At 70.5% G+C, this 15,207-nt stretch carries 14 protein-coding genes; 6 read left to right on the top strand and 8 right to left on the bottom strand.

Going from position 1 to position 15,207, the window contains the following annotated elements; all coding sequences use genetic code 11:
* The 3 genes from ACT3UL_RS17165 to ACT3UL_RS17155 all read right to left on the bottom strand — a co-directional run.
* The coding region (locus ACT3UL_RS17165; protein ID WP_444579579.1) for a LacI family DNA-binding transcriptional regulator at positions 1 to 694 on the bottom strand (694 nt) is incomplete at its 3' end.
* Positions 695 to 1,048: 354 nt separating this feature from the next.
* Positions 1,049 to 2,386, bottom strand: a complete 1,338-nt coding sequence (hisD, locus tag ACT3UL_RS17160) for a histidinol dehydrogenase (protein WP_444579578.1) — start codon at positions 2,384 to 2,386, stop codon at positions 1,049 to 1,051.
* Positions 2,387 to 2,390: 4 nt separating this feature from the next.
* Complete coding sequence (locus ACT3UL_RS17155) at positions 2,391 to 2,951, bottom strand: class I SAM-dependent methyltransferase (protein ID WP_444579577.1); 561 nt, start codon at positions 2,949 to 2,951, stop codon at positions 2,391 to 2,393.
* Between the two features lie 154 nt (positions 2,952 to 3,105).
* Here ACT3UL_RS17155 and zupT point away from each other — a divergent pair, with 154 nt between their 5' ends.
* The 3 genes from zupT (at position 3,106) to ACT3UL_RS17140 (ending at position 7,323) form a co-directional block, all read left to right on the top strand.
* Positions 3,106 to 3,936, top strand: a complete 831-nt coding sequence (gene zupT, locus ACT3UL_RS17150; protein ID WP_444579576.1) for a zinc transporter ZupT — start codon at positions 3,106 to 3,108, stop codon at positions 3,934 to 3,936.
* Positions 3,937 to 4,135: 199 nt separating this feature from the next.
* A complete protein-coding gene (locus ACT3UL_RS17145; RefSeq protein ID WP_444579575.1) occupies positions 4,136 to 6,364 on the top strand; it encodes an NADP-dependent isocitrate dehydrogenase in 2,229 nt (742 codons plus the stop codon).
* Positions 6,365 to 6,534: 170 nt separating this feature from the next.
* Positions 6,535 to 7,323, top strand: a complete 789-nt coding sequence (locus tag ACT3UL_RS17140) for an alpha/beta fold hydrolase (protein WP_444579574.1) — start codon at positions 6,535 to 6,537, stop codon at positions 7,321 to 7,323.
* 27 nt (positions 7,324 to 7,350) lie between these two features.
* On the opposite strand, the gene ACT3UL_RS17135 is transcribed toward ACT3UL_RS17140, so the two are convergent.
* From ACT3UL_RS17135 to ACT3UL_RS17120, 4 genes are all read right to left on the bottom strand, one after another.
* A complete protein-coding gene (locus ACT3UL_RS17135; protein WP_444579573.1) occupies positions 7,351 to 8,166 on the bottom strand; it encodes a sulfite exporter TauE/SafE family protein in 816 nt (271 codons plus the stop codon).
* A 60-nt stretch (positions 8,167 to 8,226) separates the two neighbouring features.
* Positions 8,227 to 8,607 carry a DUF488 domain-containing protein gene (locus ACT3UL_RS17130; RefSeq protein WP_444579572.1) on the bottom strand — a complete coding sequence of 127 codons (381 nt, stop codon included), beginning with the start codon at positions 8,605 to 8,607 and terminating at the stop codon, positions 8,227 to 8,229.
* 129 nt (positions 8,608 to 8,736) lie between these two features.
* Positions 8,737 to 9,234: a thiol peroxidase gene (tpx, locus tag ACT3UL_RS17125; RefSeq protein WP_193117952.1), complete on the bottom strand. Its 498-nt coding sequence runs from the start codon at positions 9,232 to 9,234 to the stop codon at positions 8,737 to 8,739.
* A 137-nt stretch (positions 9,235 to 9,371) separates the two neighbouring features.
* Entirely contained in the window at positions 9,372 to 10,250 is an 879-nt protein-coding gene (locus ACT3UL_RS17120) for a polyphosphate kinase 2 family protein (protein WP_444579571.1), read from the bottom strand.
* Between the two features lie 84 nt (positions 10,251 to 10,334).
* On the opposite strand from ACT3UL_RS17120, the gene ACT3UL_RS17115 reads away from it, so the two are divergent.
* The 3 genes from ACT3UL_RS17115 (at position 10,335) to ACT3UL_RS17105 (ending at position 14,076) form a co-directional block, all read left to right on the top strand.
* Positions 10,335 to 11,507: an amidohydrolase gene (locus ACT3UL_RS17115; RefSeq protein WP_444579570.1), complete on the top strand. Its 1,173-nt coding sequence runs from the start codon at positions 10,335 to 10,337 to the stop codon at positions 11,505 to 11,507.
* Between the two features lie 42 nt (positions 11,508 to 11,549).
* Positions 11,550 to 12,551 (top strand): GNAT family N-acetyltransferase, encoded by a 1,002-nt coding sequence (locus tag ACT3UL_RS17110; RefSeq protein WP_444579569.1) that lies wholly within the window; start codon positions 11,550 to 11,552, stop codon positions 12,549 to 12,551.
* A 520-nt stretch (positions 12,552 to 13,071) separates the two neighbouring features.
* Positions 13,072 to 14,076, top strand: a complete 1,005-nt coding sequence (locus ACT3UL_RS17105) for a DUF2382 domain-containing protein (protein ID WP_444579568.1) — start codon at positions 13,072 to 13,074, stop codon at positions 14,074 to 14,076.
* A gap of 112 nt (positions 14,077 to 14,188) precedes the next feature.
* On the opposite strand, the gene ACT3UL_RS17100 is transcribed toward ACT3UL_RS17105, so the two are convergent.
* The gene (locus ACT3UL_RS17100; RefSeq protein ID WP_444579567.1) at positions 14,189 to 14,974 is read right to left on the bottom strand and encodes a PepSY domain-containing protein; all 786 of its coding nucleotides are present in this window, start codon (positions 14,972 to 14,974) and stop codon (positions 14,189 to 14,191) included.
* Positions 14,975 to 15,207 lie beyond the last annotated feature (233 nt).

The following is a 15,207-nucleotide window of genomic DNA, read 5'->3' as shown; positions in this document are numbered from 1 at the left end:
CGATCTCGACCCCGGAGGCTTCGACAGGGTCCACCGCGAACCGCTCGGCGGGAGTGAGGCCGGCGTCCTGGAGGGCCTCGAGGTAGCCGACGTGGCGCTGCCCGATGTCGGAGCCCTCCTCGAGGCGCCCGACGAAGCCGATGCGGCGACGACCGTGCTCGATGAGGTGCTCGGTGAGCTGACGGGCAGCGGTGCGGTTCTCGGCGTAGAAGGCATCGACACCCTCGACCTGACCACGGGCGACGCTCACGGTGGGACGCACATCGGCGACCTGCTGCACGGTGTCGTCCAGGGCGCCGCTGCGGGCCATGAATGCGACGCCGTCGACCCGGCCGAGGAGGTCCAGCACGGAGAGATGCCGTGGTTCCTGCGGGTTCAGGAGCGCCAGCACCACGGACAGCCCGAGCTCGGAGGCCGCGACCTCGAACCCGACCAGGAGCTCCGCGTAGTACGGGCCGTCGATGTGCGGGAGCACGACGCCGAGCGCCTTGCTGCGCCGGACGGCGAGCGCCCGAGCCGCAGCCGCCGGGACGTACCGCAGCTCACGAGCCGTTTCCAGGACGCTGTCCAGCGTGCGGGGCGCCACCTTCGAGGGGTCCGAGAACGCGCGACTGACCGTCGCGATCGAGACTCCTGCCCGCTCGGCGACCTGGTAGATCGTGGGGACGGGCGAGGACGCGCCATTGGACATCATCCGGTCTCCTCCAGCTCGTCGTCGAGTGCTGCCCAGCCGTGCCCCGCATGTTCGGGAACCAGCCGCTTTTCGCCGTCGAGATCATCCATCCTTGATGGAAGCGCTTACAGCGTGGCAGTGACTGTATGCGCTTACATGCCAGCGCGCAAGAGGTGTGCGAACGGGACGGCGCGGGGCGACGGTGCGGAAGGACGGCGCGGGAAAACGAGGGCGCGGTCAGACGTCGGGCCGACGGGCCGCCCAGCCGACGGGCGGCCCCGCCCGTCGGTCCGCGCCGATGCCGGTCAGTCCGTGCGGGTCAGTCCGCGCAGGTCAGTCCGTGCGGGTCAGTCCGCGCAGGTCAGTCCGTGCAGGTCAGTCCGTGAAGCGGATATCGACGGCCGTGCCGTGCGCCGGAAGCCCCTCCGCGGCGGCGAGCGTGGTGGCCGCCGCGCGGGCGCCGGCCAGCGCCTCCCGGTCGTAGTGCACGACGTGGATGCCGCGCAGGAAGGACTGCACGCCGAGGCCGCCGTTGAAGCGGGAGCTGCCACCGGTGGGCAGGACGTGGTTCGAGCCGGCCGCGTAGTCGCCGAGGCTCACCGGGCTGTGGGCGCCGACGAAGACCGCCCCCGCGTTGGTGACCCGGGCGGCCACCGCGGCGGCGTCGGCCGTCTGGATCTCGAGGTGCTCCGCGCCGTAGGCATCGACCACCGACAGGCCCTGGTCCACGCCGTCGACAAGCACCACCCCGCTCTGCTCCCCGCGCAGCGCCTCCTCGATGCGCTCGCGGTGCAGGGCGAGGGGTACCTGCCGGGCGAGCTCGGACTCGACCGCTCCGACCAGCCGCTCGTCGTCGGTGACCAGCACGCTCGCGGCGAGCGGGTCGTGCTCGGCCTGGGAGATCAGATCGGCCGCGACATAGGCGGGATCAGCGGTCGCATCGGCCAGGATCGCGATCTCCGTGGGCCCTGCTTCGGCGTCGATCCCCACCGTCCCGCGCACCAGACGCTTCGCAGCGACGACGTACACGTTGCCGGGGCCGGTGACGAGATCGACCGGGTCGAGGTTCTTCCCGTCGCCGAGGTCGTCGGCGCCGTGGGCGAGCAGCGCGATGGCCTGCGCGCCGCCGGCGGCGATCACCTCGGTCACCCCGAGCAGCGCGCAGGCGGCCAGGATCGTGGGGTGCGGCAACCCGCCGAACTCCTTCTGCGGCGGCGAGGCGAGCACGATCTGCTCGACGCCGGCGACCTGCGCGGGCACCACGTTCATCACCACGGAGCTGGGCAGCACCGCACGCCCGCCGGGCACGTATAGCCCCACGCGGCGCACCGGCACCCAGCGCTGGGTCACCGTGCCGCCGGGCACCACCTGGACCGTCTCCTCCGGACGCGCCTGTGCGGAGTCGACACGGCGCACGCGCGCCGCGGACTCCTCGAGAGCGGCCCGGATCTCCGGGTCGAGCTCGTCCAGCGCCCGCTGCAGCTCGGCCTGCGGCACCCGCAGATGCTCCGGGCGCACCCCGTCGAAGCGCTCCGAGGCGTCGAGCACGGCCGCCGCGCCTCGCGCGGCGACGTCGTCGACCACGGGGCGCACGGCGGCGGTCGCTGCCTCGACGTCGAGCTCGGCGCGCGGCAGGGCCGCCGTGAGCTCGGCGGTGCTGAGGGTGCGCGAGCGCAGGTCGGTCACGGCGAGGAACGGGGCAGGATCAGGCATGGGGTCAGTCTAGGAGCTGGCCGAGCAGACGGACCTCGTCGGCCGTGGAGTGGTCGTTCCAGGAGATGGCGTCGGGCCACTCCCCCATCTCGTCGTCGACGGAGGTCACCCGCTGCCCGGTCACGAGCAGGATCCACCCTCGAGAGCTCAGATGCCGGGCGGCCTCGTGATTCCAGGACACCCGGGCGCTGCGGTGCGGCAGCCGGAACCAGATCGGAACGAGGACGTCGAAGATCTCTCCCGCGGCTAACGGGTACGGTTCCCGCTCGAGATCTGCGGTGCGCGCCGTGTACTCCACCGGCGCCTGGGACCGCGTTGACGCGTCGAGCGCCTTTTCCCGCGCGTCCTGGGAGGCCGTCGGGGAGATATCGAGGCCGACGACCCGGTGCCCCCGCTGCGCGAGGGCGACGCCGTGACGTCCGTAGCCGTCCCCGGGGCACAGGATCCGTGAGCCGCTCCCGAGCACTGCCGAGAAGGCGTCGTCCTCCATCACCTGTTGCACGAAGTCGTTCGGCAGATCGCCGAAGGGCCTGCCGAATCTCGCGTAGCGCTCCTCCCAGTCCATCTCGCCTCCGTGTCGCCGCTCCGGCATGTCACCGCTCGACCACCGTACTGTTCCGCGACGGTGCCGCGACGGGATCGACGAGGACGGCGACGACGGGGCCGACGGGGACGACGGGGACGCTGACACCGAGCCTCGGGAGGCTAGTCTCGTCCTCGTGCTCGTCGCATTCCTCCTCACTCTCGTCGCCGGTGGCGCCACCAGCATCGGCGCCGCGCTCGGAGTGCTCGGTCGGGGCACGAACCCGAAGATGCTGGCCGGTGGCCTCGGCCTCTCCGCCGGCGTCATGCTGTACGTGTCCTTCGTGGAGCTGCTCCCCCAGGGCGCCCATGTGCTCTCCGGCGGCGGCGCCATCACGACCCGCGGCACGGCGATCGCCACGATCGCCTTCTTCGTGGGGATCGCGCTGATCGCGGTGCTGGACCGTCTGGTGCCCGAAGCGGTGAGCCCCCATGAGTTCTCCGGGCGGATGACCGGCACCCACGGCCAGGCCGAGGTGCGCGAGCCCGATGAGCAGGCTGCCGATCGAGCGCTGCGCGCCCGGCTCCTGCGGACCGGCGCCGTGACCGCCGCGGCTCTCGCCTTCCACAACGTCCCCGAGGGCTTCGCGACGTTCGTGGCCGCACTGCAGGCACCGGAGATCGCGATCCCGGTGGTCGCGGCGATCGCCCTGCACAACATCCCCGAAGGACTCGCGGTGGCCGTCCCGGTGCGTCGGGCGACCGGCTCACGATCCAAGGCCTTCTGGCTCGCCTCGATGACGGGGATGGCAGAGCCGGTGGGCGCCGTGCTCGGATACCTGCTGCTCGCACCGCTGCTCTCCGGTGACGCGATGGGGGCGATCCTCGCGGGCGTGGCCGGGGTGATGGTGTTCGTCTCGCTCGATGAGCTGCTGCCTGCGGCCGAGGAGACCGGCGAGCACCACACGGTCATCTACTCCCTGATCGCGGGCATGGCGATCATGGCACTCACCCTGCTGGCGCTCTGAGGCGACAGTCCGCAGCTGCCGATGCACGGCCGACGGTCAGGCCCGGGGAGCGGTCCCGGGTGCCGATGCGGAGGCGACGGGGAGGGACTCGTCACGTACCGTGGGGGCATCCGGATCAACACTCCAGGCTCGTGCCTGACGTCGATTAGTCTTGACGTCAAGACAAATGCCGCACCGACCCGAGGGAGCCCCGCGACACATGGCGCGCATCATCTACACCCACACCGACGAGGCACCGATGCTGGCGACCGCATCGTTCCTGCCGATCCTCGATGCCTTCTCCGACACCGCCGGGATCGACGTCACCACCCGTGACATCTCCCTGGCCGGCCGCATCGTCGCCACTTTCTCCGATCTCCTGCCCGAGGAGCAGCGGGAGGCCGACGCCCTCGCCGAGCTGGGCGAGCTGGCGAAGTCCCCCGAGGCCAACATCATCAAGCTCCCCAACATCTCCGCGTCGGTGCCGCAGCTGAAGGCCGCCATCGCCGAGCTGCAGGGCCAGGGCATCGCCCTGCCGGACTACCCGGAGTCCCCCGAGACCGACGAGGAGAAGGACGTCCGCGCCCGCTACGACTCGATCAAGGGCTCGGCCGTGAACCCCGTCCTGCGCGAGGGCAACTCGGACCGTCGGGCGCCCGCCGCGGTGAAGAACTTCGCCAAGGCGCACCCGCACCGCATGGGTGAGTGGTCCACGGAATCCAAGACCTCCGTCGCCACGATGGATGCGGACGACTTCCGCGCCAATGAGCAGTCCGTGGTCCTCGAGGCCGAGGACACGCTGTCGATCGTGCACGTCGCCTCCGACGGCACCGAGACCGTGCTCAAGGCCTCCCTGCCGGTGCTCGAGGGCGAGGTCGTGGACTCCACGGTCATGCGCGCCGCTGCGCTGGACGCCTTCCTGCGCGAGCAGATCGCCGCCGCCAAGGAGCAGGGCGTCCTGTTCTCGCTGCACCTCAAGGCCACCATGATGAAGGTGTCCGACCCGATCCTGTTCGGCCACGCGGTGCGAGCCTTCCTGCCCACCGTGTTCACCCAGTTCGGCGATCAGCTCGAGCAGGCCGGCCTGTCCCCGAACAACGGCCTGGGCGGCATCCTCGCCGGGGTCGACGCGCTCGATGCCGAGCAGCGCGACGGGATCCGCGCCGCGATCGACACGGATCTGGCCGCAGGCCCCGACCTCGCGATGGTGAACTCCCACAAGGGCATCACCAACCTCCACGTCCCCTCCGACGTCATCATCGACGCCTCCATGCCGGCGATGATCCGCACCTCGGGGCACATGTGGAACGCGGATGACGCCGAGCAGGACACCCTCGCGGTGATCCCTGACTCCTCCTACGCCGGGGTGTACTCCGCGACGGTCGAGGACTGCCAGAAGAACGGCGCCTTCGATCCGACCACGATGGGCACCGTCCCGAACGTCGGCCTCATGGCGCAGAAGGCCGAGGAGTACGGCTCCCACGACAAGACCTTCGAGATCGCGGCCGACGGCCAGGTCGAGGTGCGCGACGCCTCCGGCACGGCGCTCATGACCCAGGAGGTCGCCGCAGGCGACATCTTCCGCGCCTGCCAGGCCAAGGACGCTCCGATCCGTGACTGGGTCCAGCTCGCCGTGCGTCGCTCGCGCGAGTCCGGGATGCCCGCGGTGTTCTGGCTCGACGACTCCCGCGCCCACGACCGCAACCTCATCGCCAAGGTCGAGGCCTACCTGGCCGAGGAGGACACGGAGGGTCTCGACCTCCAGATCCTCTCGCCGATCGACGCCACGAAGCACACGCTGGAGCGCGTGCGCCGCGGCGAGGACACCATCTCGGTGACCGGCAACGTTCTGCGTGACTACCTCACCGACCTGTTCCCGATCATGGAGCTGGGCACCAGCGCCAAGATGCTCTCGGTGGTCCCTCTGATGAACGGCGGCGGCCTGTTCGAGACCGGTGCCGGCGGCAGCGCCCCCAAGCACGTCCAGCAGCTCGTCGAGGAGGACTACCTGCGCTGGGACTCCCTCGGGGAGTTCCTGGCGCTGGCCGAGTCGCTGCGTCACCTCGCCCGCACCGCGGACAACGAGCGCGCCCGCGTGCTCGCCGACGCCCTGGACCGCGCCACGGAGACGCTGCTGAACGAGGGCAGGTCCCCGCAGCGCAAGCTCGGCAGCATCGACAACCGCGGCAGCCACTTCTACCTCGCGATGTACTGGGCCCAGGAACTGGCACAGCAGACCGAGGACACCGAGCTCGCCACCGCCTTCGGCCCGATCGCGAAGGAGCTCACCGACGGCGAGCAGACCATCGCCGACGAGCTGCTCGCAGTGCAGGGCAAGCCGGCGGACATCGGCGGCTACTACCGCCCCGATCTCGAGAAGATCTCGGCCGTGATGCGTCCGTCGAAGACCTTCAACCGCATCCTCGAGGAGATCTCCGCGGCGCTGTGAGTTCGTGACGAGGACGGCCGGAGCGCCGATCCTCGCGCAACGACTCTCGCGCAACGATTCTCGCGACAGTGGCATGGACGGGCCGCTGGTGATCCGAGCTGGCGATATCGCCAGCTGACATCACCAGCGGCCCGTCCGCTCCCGGAGCTACTGACCGAAAGGACCAGGCAATGCCCGTCATCCCCTCCCCCGTCGACGACATCGACCTGCGCTACGACGTCACGGGCTCCGGGCCCGCCCTGGTGCTGCTGCACGGCTCGGTGCTCTCGCGAGCGATCTGGCGCGGGCTGGGCTATCTTCAGCCGCTCGCGGCCGAGCACACGGTGGTCCGGATCGATCTGCGGGGCCACGGCCGATCCGGCACCCCGCATGACCCTGCCGCCTACACGCAGGACGTGTTCGTCGCCGACCTGCTCGCGGTGCTCGATGCCGAGTCGATCGGCCGGGCCGCACTGATGGGCTACTCGCTGGGTGCCCGTATCGCACTGACCGCAGCGCTCGAGCACCCGGCACGGGTGACGCGCCTGGTCAGCCTGGGTGGTTCCGCCGCTGAGCAGCAGGGGCAGATCGACACGGTCTTCTTCCCCGGGGTCATCGACGCGATCGAAGAAGACGGGATGGAGGCGTTCTGCGACGGCCAGGGCCTCGGCCCCGATGTCACCGGACGGCGCGACCGCGCCACGCGCACCGCGTTCCTCGCCGCCGATCCGCTCGCCGTCGCGGCCCTGCTGACCGCGACCGATGCCACCGCCGGGATCCCCGACGACGTGCTCGCGGAGTGCATGGTCCCGGCGCTGTGGATGGCGGGCACCGAGGACCATCCGCGGTACGAGGACTCCGTGCGAGCCGCGTCGCTGATGCCGGACGCGGAGTTCGTCCCGCTGCCCGGGCGCTCCCACGGCGCCACCCTGTTCCCGTCGGACGACGTGCTCGATCAGGTCCTGCCGTTCCTGCGCTGAGGCTGCGGCCCGCCCGGAGGAACCTGCTCAGACGAACTGGCGCACGAGGGCGATCAGCGCGACGACGACGATGATGCCGCGCAGCAGCCACTCGGGCATCAGCTTGGCGAGATGGGCGCCGAAGTAGCCGCCGATCAAGGCGCCGACGGCGATCGCGGCGGTCGCGAGCCACACGATCTCCGCCCCGATCACGAAGTGCGCGATGACGTAGACGGTTGCGGCCGCGAGGTTCACGACCAGGCTCAGCAGATTCTTCACGCTGTTCACCGAGCCCATCGTGCGACCGGTGAACGTGCCCAGGAGCCCGAGATAGAGGATCCCCTGCGCGGCGGTGAAGTACCCGCCGTAGATCGAGGCGGCACCCATCGAGCCGACGAGCGCCGGCGAGCGCAGCGGGCTGCGGTCCGGGCCGTCGGAGGTCGGTGGCACCGGCCCCCGGGCGGCCCTGCGCCGATCCGACCGGGCACGCATCGCCGTGGTGATCCGCTTCTGGAAGACGACCATCGCCAGGGCGACCACGATGAGCACGGGCACGACGACGTCGAGCGCCGAGGCCGGGGAGACCAGCAGCAGGAGCGAGCCGAGGACCGCTCCGCCGGCGGCGGTGAGGACGAGCGGCGGGAGGTCGTGCTTCTCCGCCGCGATCTCCTTGCGGTAGCCGACGACGGAGCCGATCGTCGAGAAGAGCATGCCCACGGTGTTCGTGCGCACGGCGACGCCCGGAGGGATTCCGAGGGCCATCAGCACGGGCAGGGTGAGCAGCGACCCCGACCCGACGGCCGCATTGATCGCGCCGGCGAGGGTGCCCATCACGAGCAGGACGATGAGCGAGAGCGGTTCCACGATCGACGACCCTACTGCCCGCAGGGGCGCGCCGGGCGGATGTCCGCGCCGGAGCCGTGCTCAGCGCGCGAGGTCCTGGAGCGCCGCCTGCAGCACCTGCGCGTGGTTGTGCTCGGTGTCCTTCGCGGCGAACAGGAGCACGACCTTGTGCGCTCCGGCGTCCCGGGCCCGGTCCAGGAGCGCCTGCGGGGCGTCGCTGTCGTCGAGCTCATGGCGGTACCGGTCCGAGAACTCCTGGAAGCCCAGCTCATCGCTGTGGAAGGACGTCCGGAGCTCGGAGCTGGGCGCCACGTCCTTGTCCCAGTCGTCGTGGGCCAGCCGCTCCTTCTTGATACCGCGCGGCCACAGCCGGTCCACCAGCACGCGGTGCTCGTCGGCGCCGGAGCCGTCGCCGTCCAGCACGTCGTGGACGCGTGCGGTGGTGATCTCGATGCTGCTCATGATCGATCCTTCCTGCGGCGTACGTCGTGGAGAAACGAGACAGGGCCCGATCCGCGCGGAAGGCGGACCGGGCCCTGGTCGGGGGCGGCAGCGGCTGCCGCGGCGGGGCGCTGCTCGGGTGAGGCCGTCTCAGGCGAGAGCGGCCTTCGCGCCCTCGTAGTCGGGCTCCTCGGAGACCTCGCCGACCTGCTCGGTGTAGACGACCTTGCCGGTCTCGTCGGTGATCACGACGGCGCGCGAGAGCAGACCGGCCAGCGGGCCGTCGCTCATGGTCACACCGTAGTCCTCGCCGAAGCTGGAGCGGAAGGCGGAGCCGGTGACGACGTTCTCGATGCCCTCGGCGCCGCAGAAGCGGGCCTGCGCGAACGGCAGGTCCTTGGAGACGCAGACGACGACGGTGTTCTCGAGGCCGGCGGCGAGCTCGTTGAACGTACGCACGCTCATCGCGCAGGTGCCGGTGTCCAGCGACGGGAAGATATTCAGCACGACGCGCTTGCCGGCGAGGTCGGAGCTCGCGACCGGCGAGAGGTCCTGCCCGACGAGCTCGAATGCCGGCAGGGCGGAGCCCTGGGCGGGAAGCTCGCCGACGGTGGAGATGGGGGTGTTCTTGAAGGTGATGGAAGCCATGGCTCCATCATTATCCGCCGAGCTGAACGGCACAAGCCGACTCCTGGGAGCGGACGGCGGAACTGGGCGAGAGCACCCGGCGAGAGAGCCGGACTGAAGTGACCTGCGCCGAGCACGATGGGTCCGTCCGGACTCGGTCAGTCCATCGTCTCCCGCAGGCGGGCCGTCTGCTCGGCGACATCGAACTCCGCCGCGGGCCACTGGGGGTCGATGCCGCGCAGCGCGTCCAGCAGGAGCTGCTGCACCGCGAGACGGGCGTACCACTTGCGATCCGCCGGGACCACGGTCCACGGGGCACCGACGGTGGAGGTGGCCCGCAGCGCCTTCGTGTAGGCCTCCTGGTAGGCGTCCCAGTGCGCGCGCTCGTCGACGTCCCCGGGGTTGAACTTCCAGTGCTTGTCGGGCCGCTCGAGCCGCTCCATGAGTCGTTCGCCCTGCTCCTGGCGGGAGATGTGCAGCATGACCTTCACGATGACGGTCCCCGCCTCGGTGAGCTCACGCTCGAAGGCGTTGATCGCGGTGTACCGGCTGCGGATCTCCTTCGCGTCGGCCCAGCCGTGCACGCGATGGATCAGCACGTCCTCGTACTGGGAGCGGTCGAAGACGCCGATCATCCCGGGCTCCGGGGCGTGCTTGCGGATGCGCCACAGGAAGTCGTGGCGCTTCTCGGCGCGGGTGGGGGCCTTGAAGGCGGTGATGTCGATGCCCTGGGGGTCGACGCCGCCCACCACGTGCCGCATGATGCCGCCCTTGCCGGAGGTGTCCATGCCCTGCACGATCAGCAGCACGGAGCGGCCTCCCTCGACGCCGTGGTGCGCCGCGTACAGCCGTTCCTGGAGCTCGTCGAGCTCGGCGGTGCGTGCGGCGAGCTGCTCCTTGCCGTCGGCCTTCTTCCCGGAGAACCCCGGGGTGGCGTGCGGATCGAGCTCGGTGACGTCCTGCGTCCAGTCCGACGGGATCGCGACGCCGCGAGGCTGCTGGTCCGCGGGGGCGCTCTTCTTCTGCTTCTTCGACATGGGGGCAGATTAGCGCCCGCGGTGCCGCCGCACAGCGTTCCGCCCGAACTTGACTCCACCGATCGGTCGGGCGAGTGTCGAGGCATGACGATCACCGCGCTCACCAACGCCCACGTCCTCCCCATCTCCTCCCCCGCCCTCGACGGCACCGTCCTGGTCGAGGACGGCCGCATCTCCGCCGTCGGGCCCCATGTCGAGATCCCCGAGGACGCGCTGGTCGTGGACGCGGGGGGCGGCTGGCTGCTGCCGGGCTTCATCGACGCCCACGTGCACCTCGGGGTCGACGAGGAGGGCGAGGGCTGGGCCGGCCAGGACACCAACGAGATGACCGACCCGGTGATGGCGGCGGCGCGGGCGATCGACGCGATCAATCCCGTGGAGATCGGCTTCGACGATGCGATCATCGGCGGCGTCACCGCGGTGAACGTGAATCCCGGCTCCGGCAACCCCATCGGCGGTCTCGCGGTGGCGATCCGCACCCACGGCCGGGTCGTGGACGACATGGTTCTGCGCAGCCCCTCGGGTCTGAAGGCCGCGCTCGGCGAGAACCCCAAGCGCATCTACGGCGAGCGCAAGCAGACCCCGTCGACCCGTCTCGGCGTGGCGCTCACGATCCGGCAGGCTTTCGCGAAGGCCCAGGTGTGGATGGCGAAGGACGAGGCGGATCGCGACGCCGACCTCATGAGCGAGGCACTGGCTCGCGTGCTGCGGCGCGAGATCCCGTGGCGCCAGCACTCCCATCGGGCCGACGACATCGCCACCGCGCTGCGGATCGCCGAGGAGTTCGGCTTCGAGCTGGTGCTGGACCACGGCACCGAGTCGTACCTGATCGCCGACAAGGTCGCCGCCGCCGGGGTGCCCGTGCTGTACGGCCCGCTGATCGTGTCCCGCTCGAAGGTGGAGGTGCGCCACCGCACCCCGAAGGCGCCCGGTCTGCTCACCGCCGCCGGCGTGAAGGTCTCGATCATCACCGACCACCCGGTGGTGCCCATCGACTTCCTCGTCCACCAGGCGGCCCTCGCGGTCAAGCACGGCATGGAGCCAGCGGACGCCCTCCGCGCGATCACTCTGAACCCGGCCGAGGTGCTCGGCGTCGAGGACCGTCTCGGCTCGATCGAGGTCGGCAAGGACGCGGACCTGGTGCAGTGGGACGGCGATCCGCTGGACACCCGGAATCGCTCGCTGCGGGTGTGGCAGCACGGCCGCGAGGTCATGCACCGCGACGAGGCCGGGGAACCGGTGATCACGCAGCGGTGAAGGGCAGTTCGAAAGCCTCCCCCCCCCCTCTAAGCTGAACGCGTGAACAGCCCGGAGATCAGCACCGTCGACCCCGCCGATATGGAAGAGATCGTCGCCTGGAACGCGACCATGCGCACGGCCTACTCCAGCGGGCGCGCGGTCGTGTGGTGGACATCGGCCGAGGCATCTGCCGAGCAGCTTCGCGCAGCCCGTGCCGGACATCTCCACATGGCACTGACCGCACGGCGCGGCGGCATGATGGTCGGTGGAGCGGAGATCGCCCTTGCCCCGGGCCAACCGGCAGAGGTCGAGATCGGTGTTCTTCGCGAGCACCGCGGTCAGGGCATCGGCACGGCGCTGGCGGCCGCCGCTCGTGAGCTGTGCGGCGATCATGAGCCTCCACTCCTCCAGACCGAGGTGTTCACCGAGGAAGGGGTGACGTTCGCCCGCAGCTGGGAGATCGAACCCGGCAACGTCGAGCACCGACAGGTCCTCGACCTGCCTCTCTCGGCCGAGGCGCTCGATGCCCTTGACCGCCCGTCCCCTCACCTCACGACCCGCTCATGGGTCGGGGCGTGCCCGGAGGATCTCGTGGACAGCTTGGCCAGGCTGACCGAGCAGATGGAGGAGGACGTCCCGGCGGGGAGCCTGACCCGCATCGTCACGCCAACGGACCGAGAACGCATTCGACGCAACGAGGTCCGCCTCGACGCCGAGGGCTACGACCTGGTGCGCAGCATCGCCCAGCACGCAGGGAAGAGCATCGGCTACACATCGCTCTTCGTCCCACGAGCCGACCCGGAGATCGTCGTCCAGGACTACACCCTGGTGGATCGCGCCTATCGAGGGCAGGGCGTCGGCCGTGCCCTGAAGATCGCTAACCTGCGCCAACTCGCTGCGGTGCCGTCCGCCGCAGGCTCGCGGTGGGTGCAGACCTCCACGGCGGTGACGAATGCACCGATGCTCGACCTGAACGTCGCGATCGGATTCCGTACTGTCGACTCGATCTACGAGTGCGAAGGGCGGGTGGACTCGCTCCCGGCGGCGTCGCACCCGAGCTGAGCGCGACGCGGGCTGCGTCGGGCTCCGGGCGTGCACAGCTGGCCGCCGCCTGCAGAGCCTGGCTGTCGCGCCGACCATCTGGTTCTGTTCGGCCTTCGAGCGTTCCTGGAGCCAGCCCGGCGTGGCGGCCCAGCACTCGCCCGGCGCTCGTCCCTGCAGACGCTTCCGGGCCTCAGAACGGGAGTCGTGGCTGATGGGGACGCTTCCCGCGAACGCCGACCACACCCCTGAACAGGCACTTCACGTGCAGACCGGTGACACGGCGGGTGTGGCGGAACGTCGCGGGGATGCGCTCGTCGCATCACTCCTTGGCACCTTCACAAGAACTGGTGGAACGGCGATGGCAGCCGCCGGTGGGCGGAACGAGATCCGAGCGCGATGCACGAGCGGCCCTGTATTTCTGACACCTATGCATTAGCGTCGAGCTCAGTGTCGAGATGGACCGCGAGCACGTCCCAGCGGACACCAGCGCCCGTCTCGGGCCGCAGTAATCCGGAACGATCGCACAAAGGGGAATCTCATGACTTTCCAGGGCAACATCGAGGATCTGCAGAACGCCGTGGTCGTGGACCGCGCCGGGGACAAGGTGGGCAAGATCGGCCAGCTCTACCTGGACAGCGAGACTCAGAAGCCGTCGTGGGTCACGGTGAACACCGGCCTCTTCGGCACCAGCGAGAGCTTCATTCCGCTGGACGAGGCGAAATTCGCCGACGGGACGCTCACGGTTCCCTACGAGAAGTCCTTCATCAAGGACGCGCCCAACATCGACGAGAAGGGCGAGCTGCCCCGTGAGGCCGAGGGCGAGCTGTACAGCTACTACGGTCTCGACGGCACCTCGGGAGGCACCTCGGGTGATTCTGGCCGCCAGGGCGGCGACCGCGAGCGCGATGGCCGCCACGCAGGCACACCGGGCTCGCGGGATGGCCGGGCAGGCGCACCCGGCAATCCGGGACCGCGCGAGGGCCAGGCAGGCGCGGCTGGTGCAGCGGGAGCGGCGGGAGCGGCTGGTGCGGCAGGCAACCCGGGCCCGCGCGAAGGCCAGGCAGGTGGGCCCGGCACCGCAGGCGCCCCCGCAGGCCGTCCTGGCCAGGACGGCCGAGAAGGTGCCGGGGCTGGCACCGAGGATGCGAACGTGACGCTCCACGAGGAGCGGGCTCAGGTCGGCACGGAGAAGGTCGAGACCGGCAAGGCTCGTCTGCGCAAGCACGTCGTGACCGATACCGAGACCGTCGAGGTCCCGGTGCAGCGCGAGGAGGTCGTCCTGGAGCGCGAGCCCGCTGACGGCCGCACCGGAGGCACCATCTCCGAGGAGGACGTCGAGGTGACGCTGTCCGAGGAGCGACCGGTCGTCGAGAAGGAGACGGTCGCGACCGAGAACGTGCGCCTCGGCAAGCGGTCCGTGCAGGACACCGAGACCGTGAGCACCGACCTCGCGCATGAAGAGGTCGAGATCGACGGTCAGACTCCTCGCGGCAACGGCCCGGGCGCCGGCGGGGAGGCCGGACGGTCCGAGCGGGATCACTGATCCCTCGGTAGCAGTTCTGCAGGCTTGACTGCAGGATGGGCGGGCGCGCCACCTCGGTGGCGCGCCCGCTGGCGTCTGGAATCGCGGGGCGGTGCGCGGGCCCGACGCCTGGTCAGTCCTCGACGCGGACCGTCCCGGTCTCGACGTCGACCTCGATCTCGGTGTCGTCGTCGCCGGACTGCTCGAGGTCGATCTGGTAGCGGATCGTGCCGTCGTCGGAGTCGAGGTCCCAGCTGGAGACCCGGCCGTCGTGCTTCCGCAGCGCCAGGTCGATCGCCTCGGCGGGAGTCATCGGCGAGGTGACGTCCACGGCCGGCTCGTCGACCCTGTCGTCGTCCTCCTCGTGCTGAAGGACCTCACCGGTGGCGGCGTCGATGTCGATTTCGTGCTCGCGACCGTCCAGGGCGACCTCGATCTCCCACGCCCAGTCACGATCGTCGTCGTGGTCGATCGAGACCGACACCGTCTGCCCGCCGCCGGCGGTCTCCAGAGCGATCGCGACGGCTTCCTCCGCGGGAACTGGCAGCTGCTCAGTGGCGAGGTCGGCGTTCTCGGGGAGCGGTGCGCCGCCGGATGCCGCGTCGTCTCCGGCGTCGGTCGCCTCGTCTGCCGTGCCGCCGTCGGAGGGTGCTGCATCGGCGCCACCTGTGTCCGAGGCGTCGCTGCCCGCTGAGTCGCCGTCCCCGTCGCCGCCGTCGTCGCCATCGCCGTCGGACGCGGTGTCGTCCGTCGCCTCCCCACCGTCGCTCACGGAGGGGTCGGAGTCCCCGTCGGCCGGAGAGCCATCGCTCCCGGAGGTGTCCCCGCACCCGGCGGCGAGGGCGACGACGAGGGCGCCGAGGGCGGTGGCCCGCGCGGTGGTGCGGAGGGTGGAGCGAGAGCGCATCGTACGGATCATGACGGTCCTTGTCCTGCCGGACCCCGCCCGACATATGTTCTGAAGATACCCCCAGGTTACGAGGCATTTCCCGGGAGAACCAGCACTCTGAGAACACTCTCATCGGGCTCTCACCAGACATCTTGACCCACCCGCCGCAGGCCCGTGCACGGTAAGAGTCTCGGGGCGGCGCAGCCCAGGTGAGCGGGACCTCCGGCCTTCCCCGTCCGCCACCGACGATCTACGGTGGGAAG

The sequence above is a fragment of the Brachybacterium sp. 107 genome, assembly GCF_052379725.1.
Lineage (GTDB): Bacteria > Actinomycetota > Actinomycetes > Actinomycetales > Dermabacteraceae > Brachybacterium.
The sequence above is the reverse complement of the archived record's forward strand: the minus strand, read 5'-3'. Positions and strand labels throughout refer to the sequence as shown.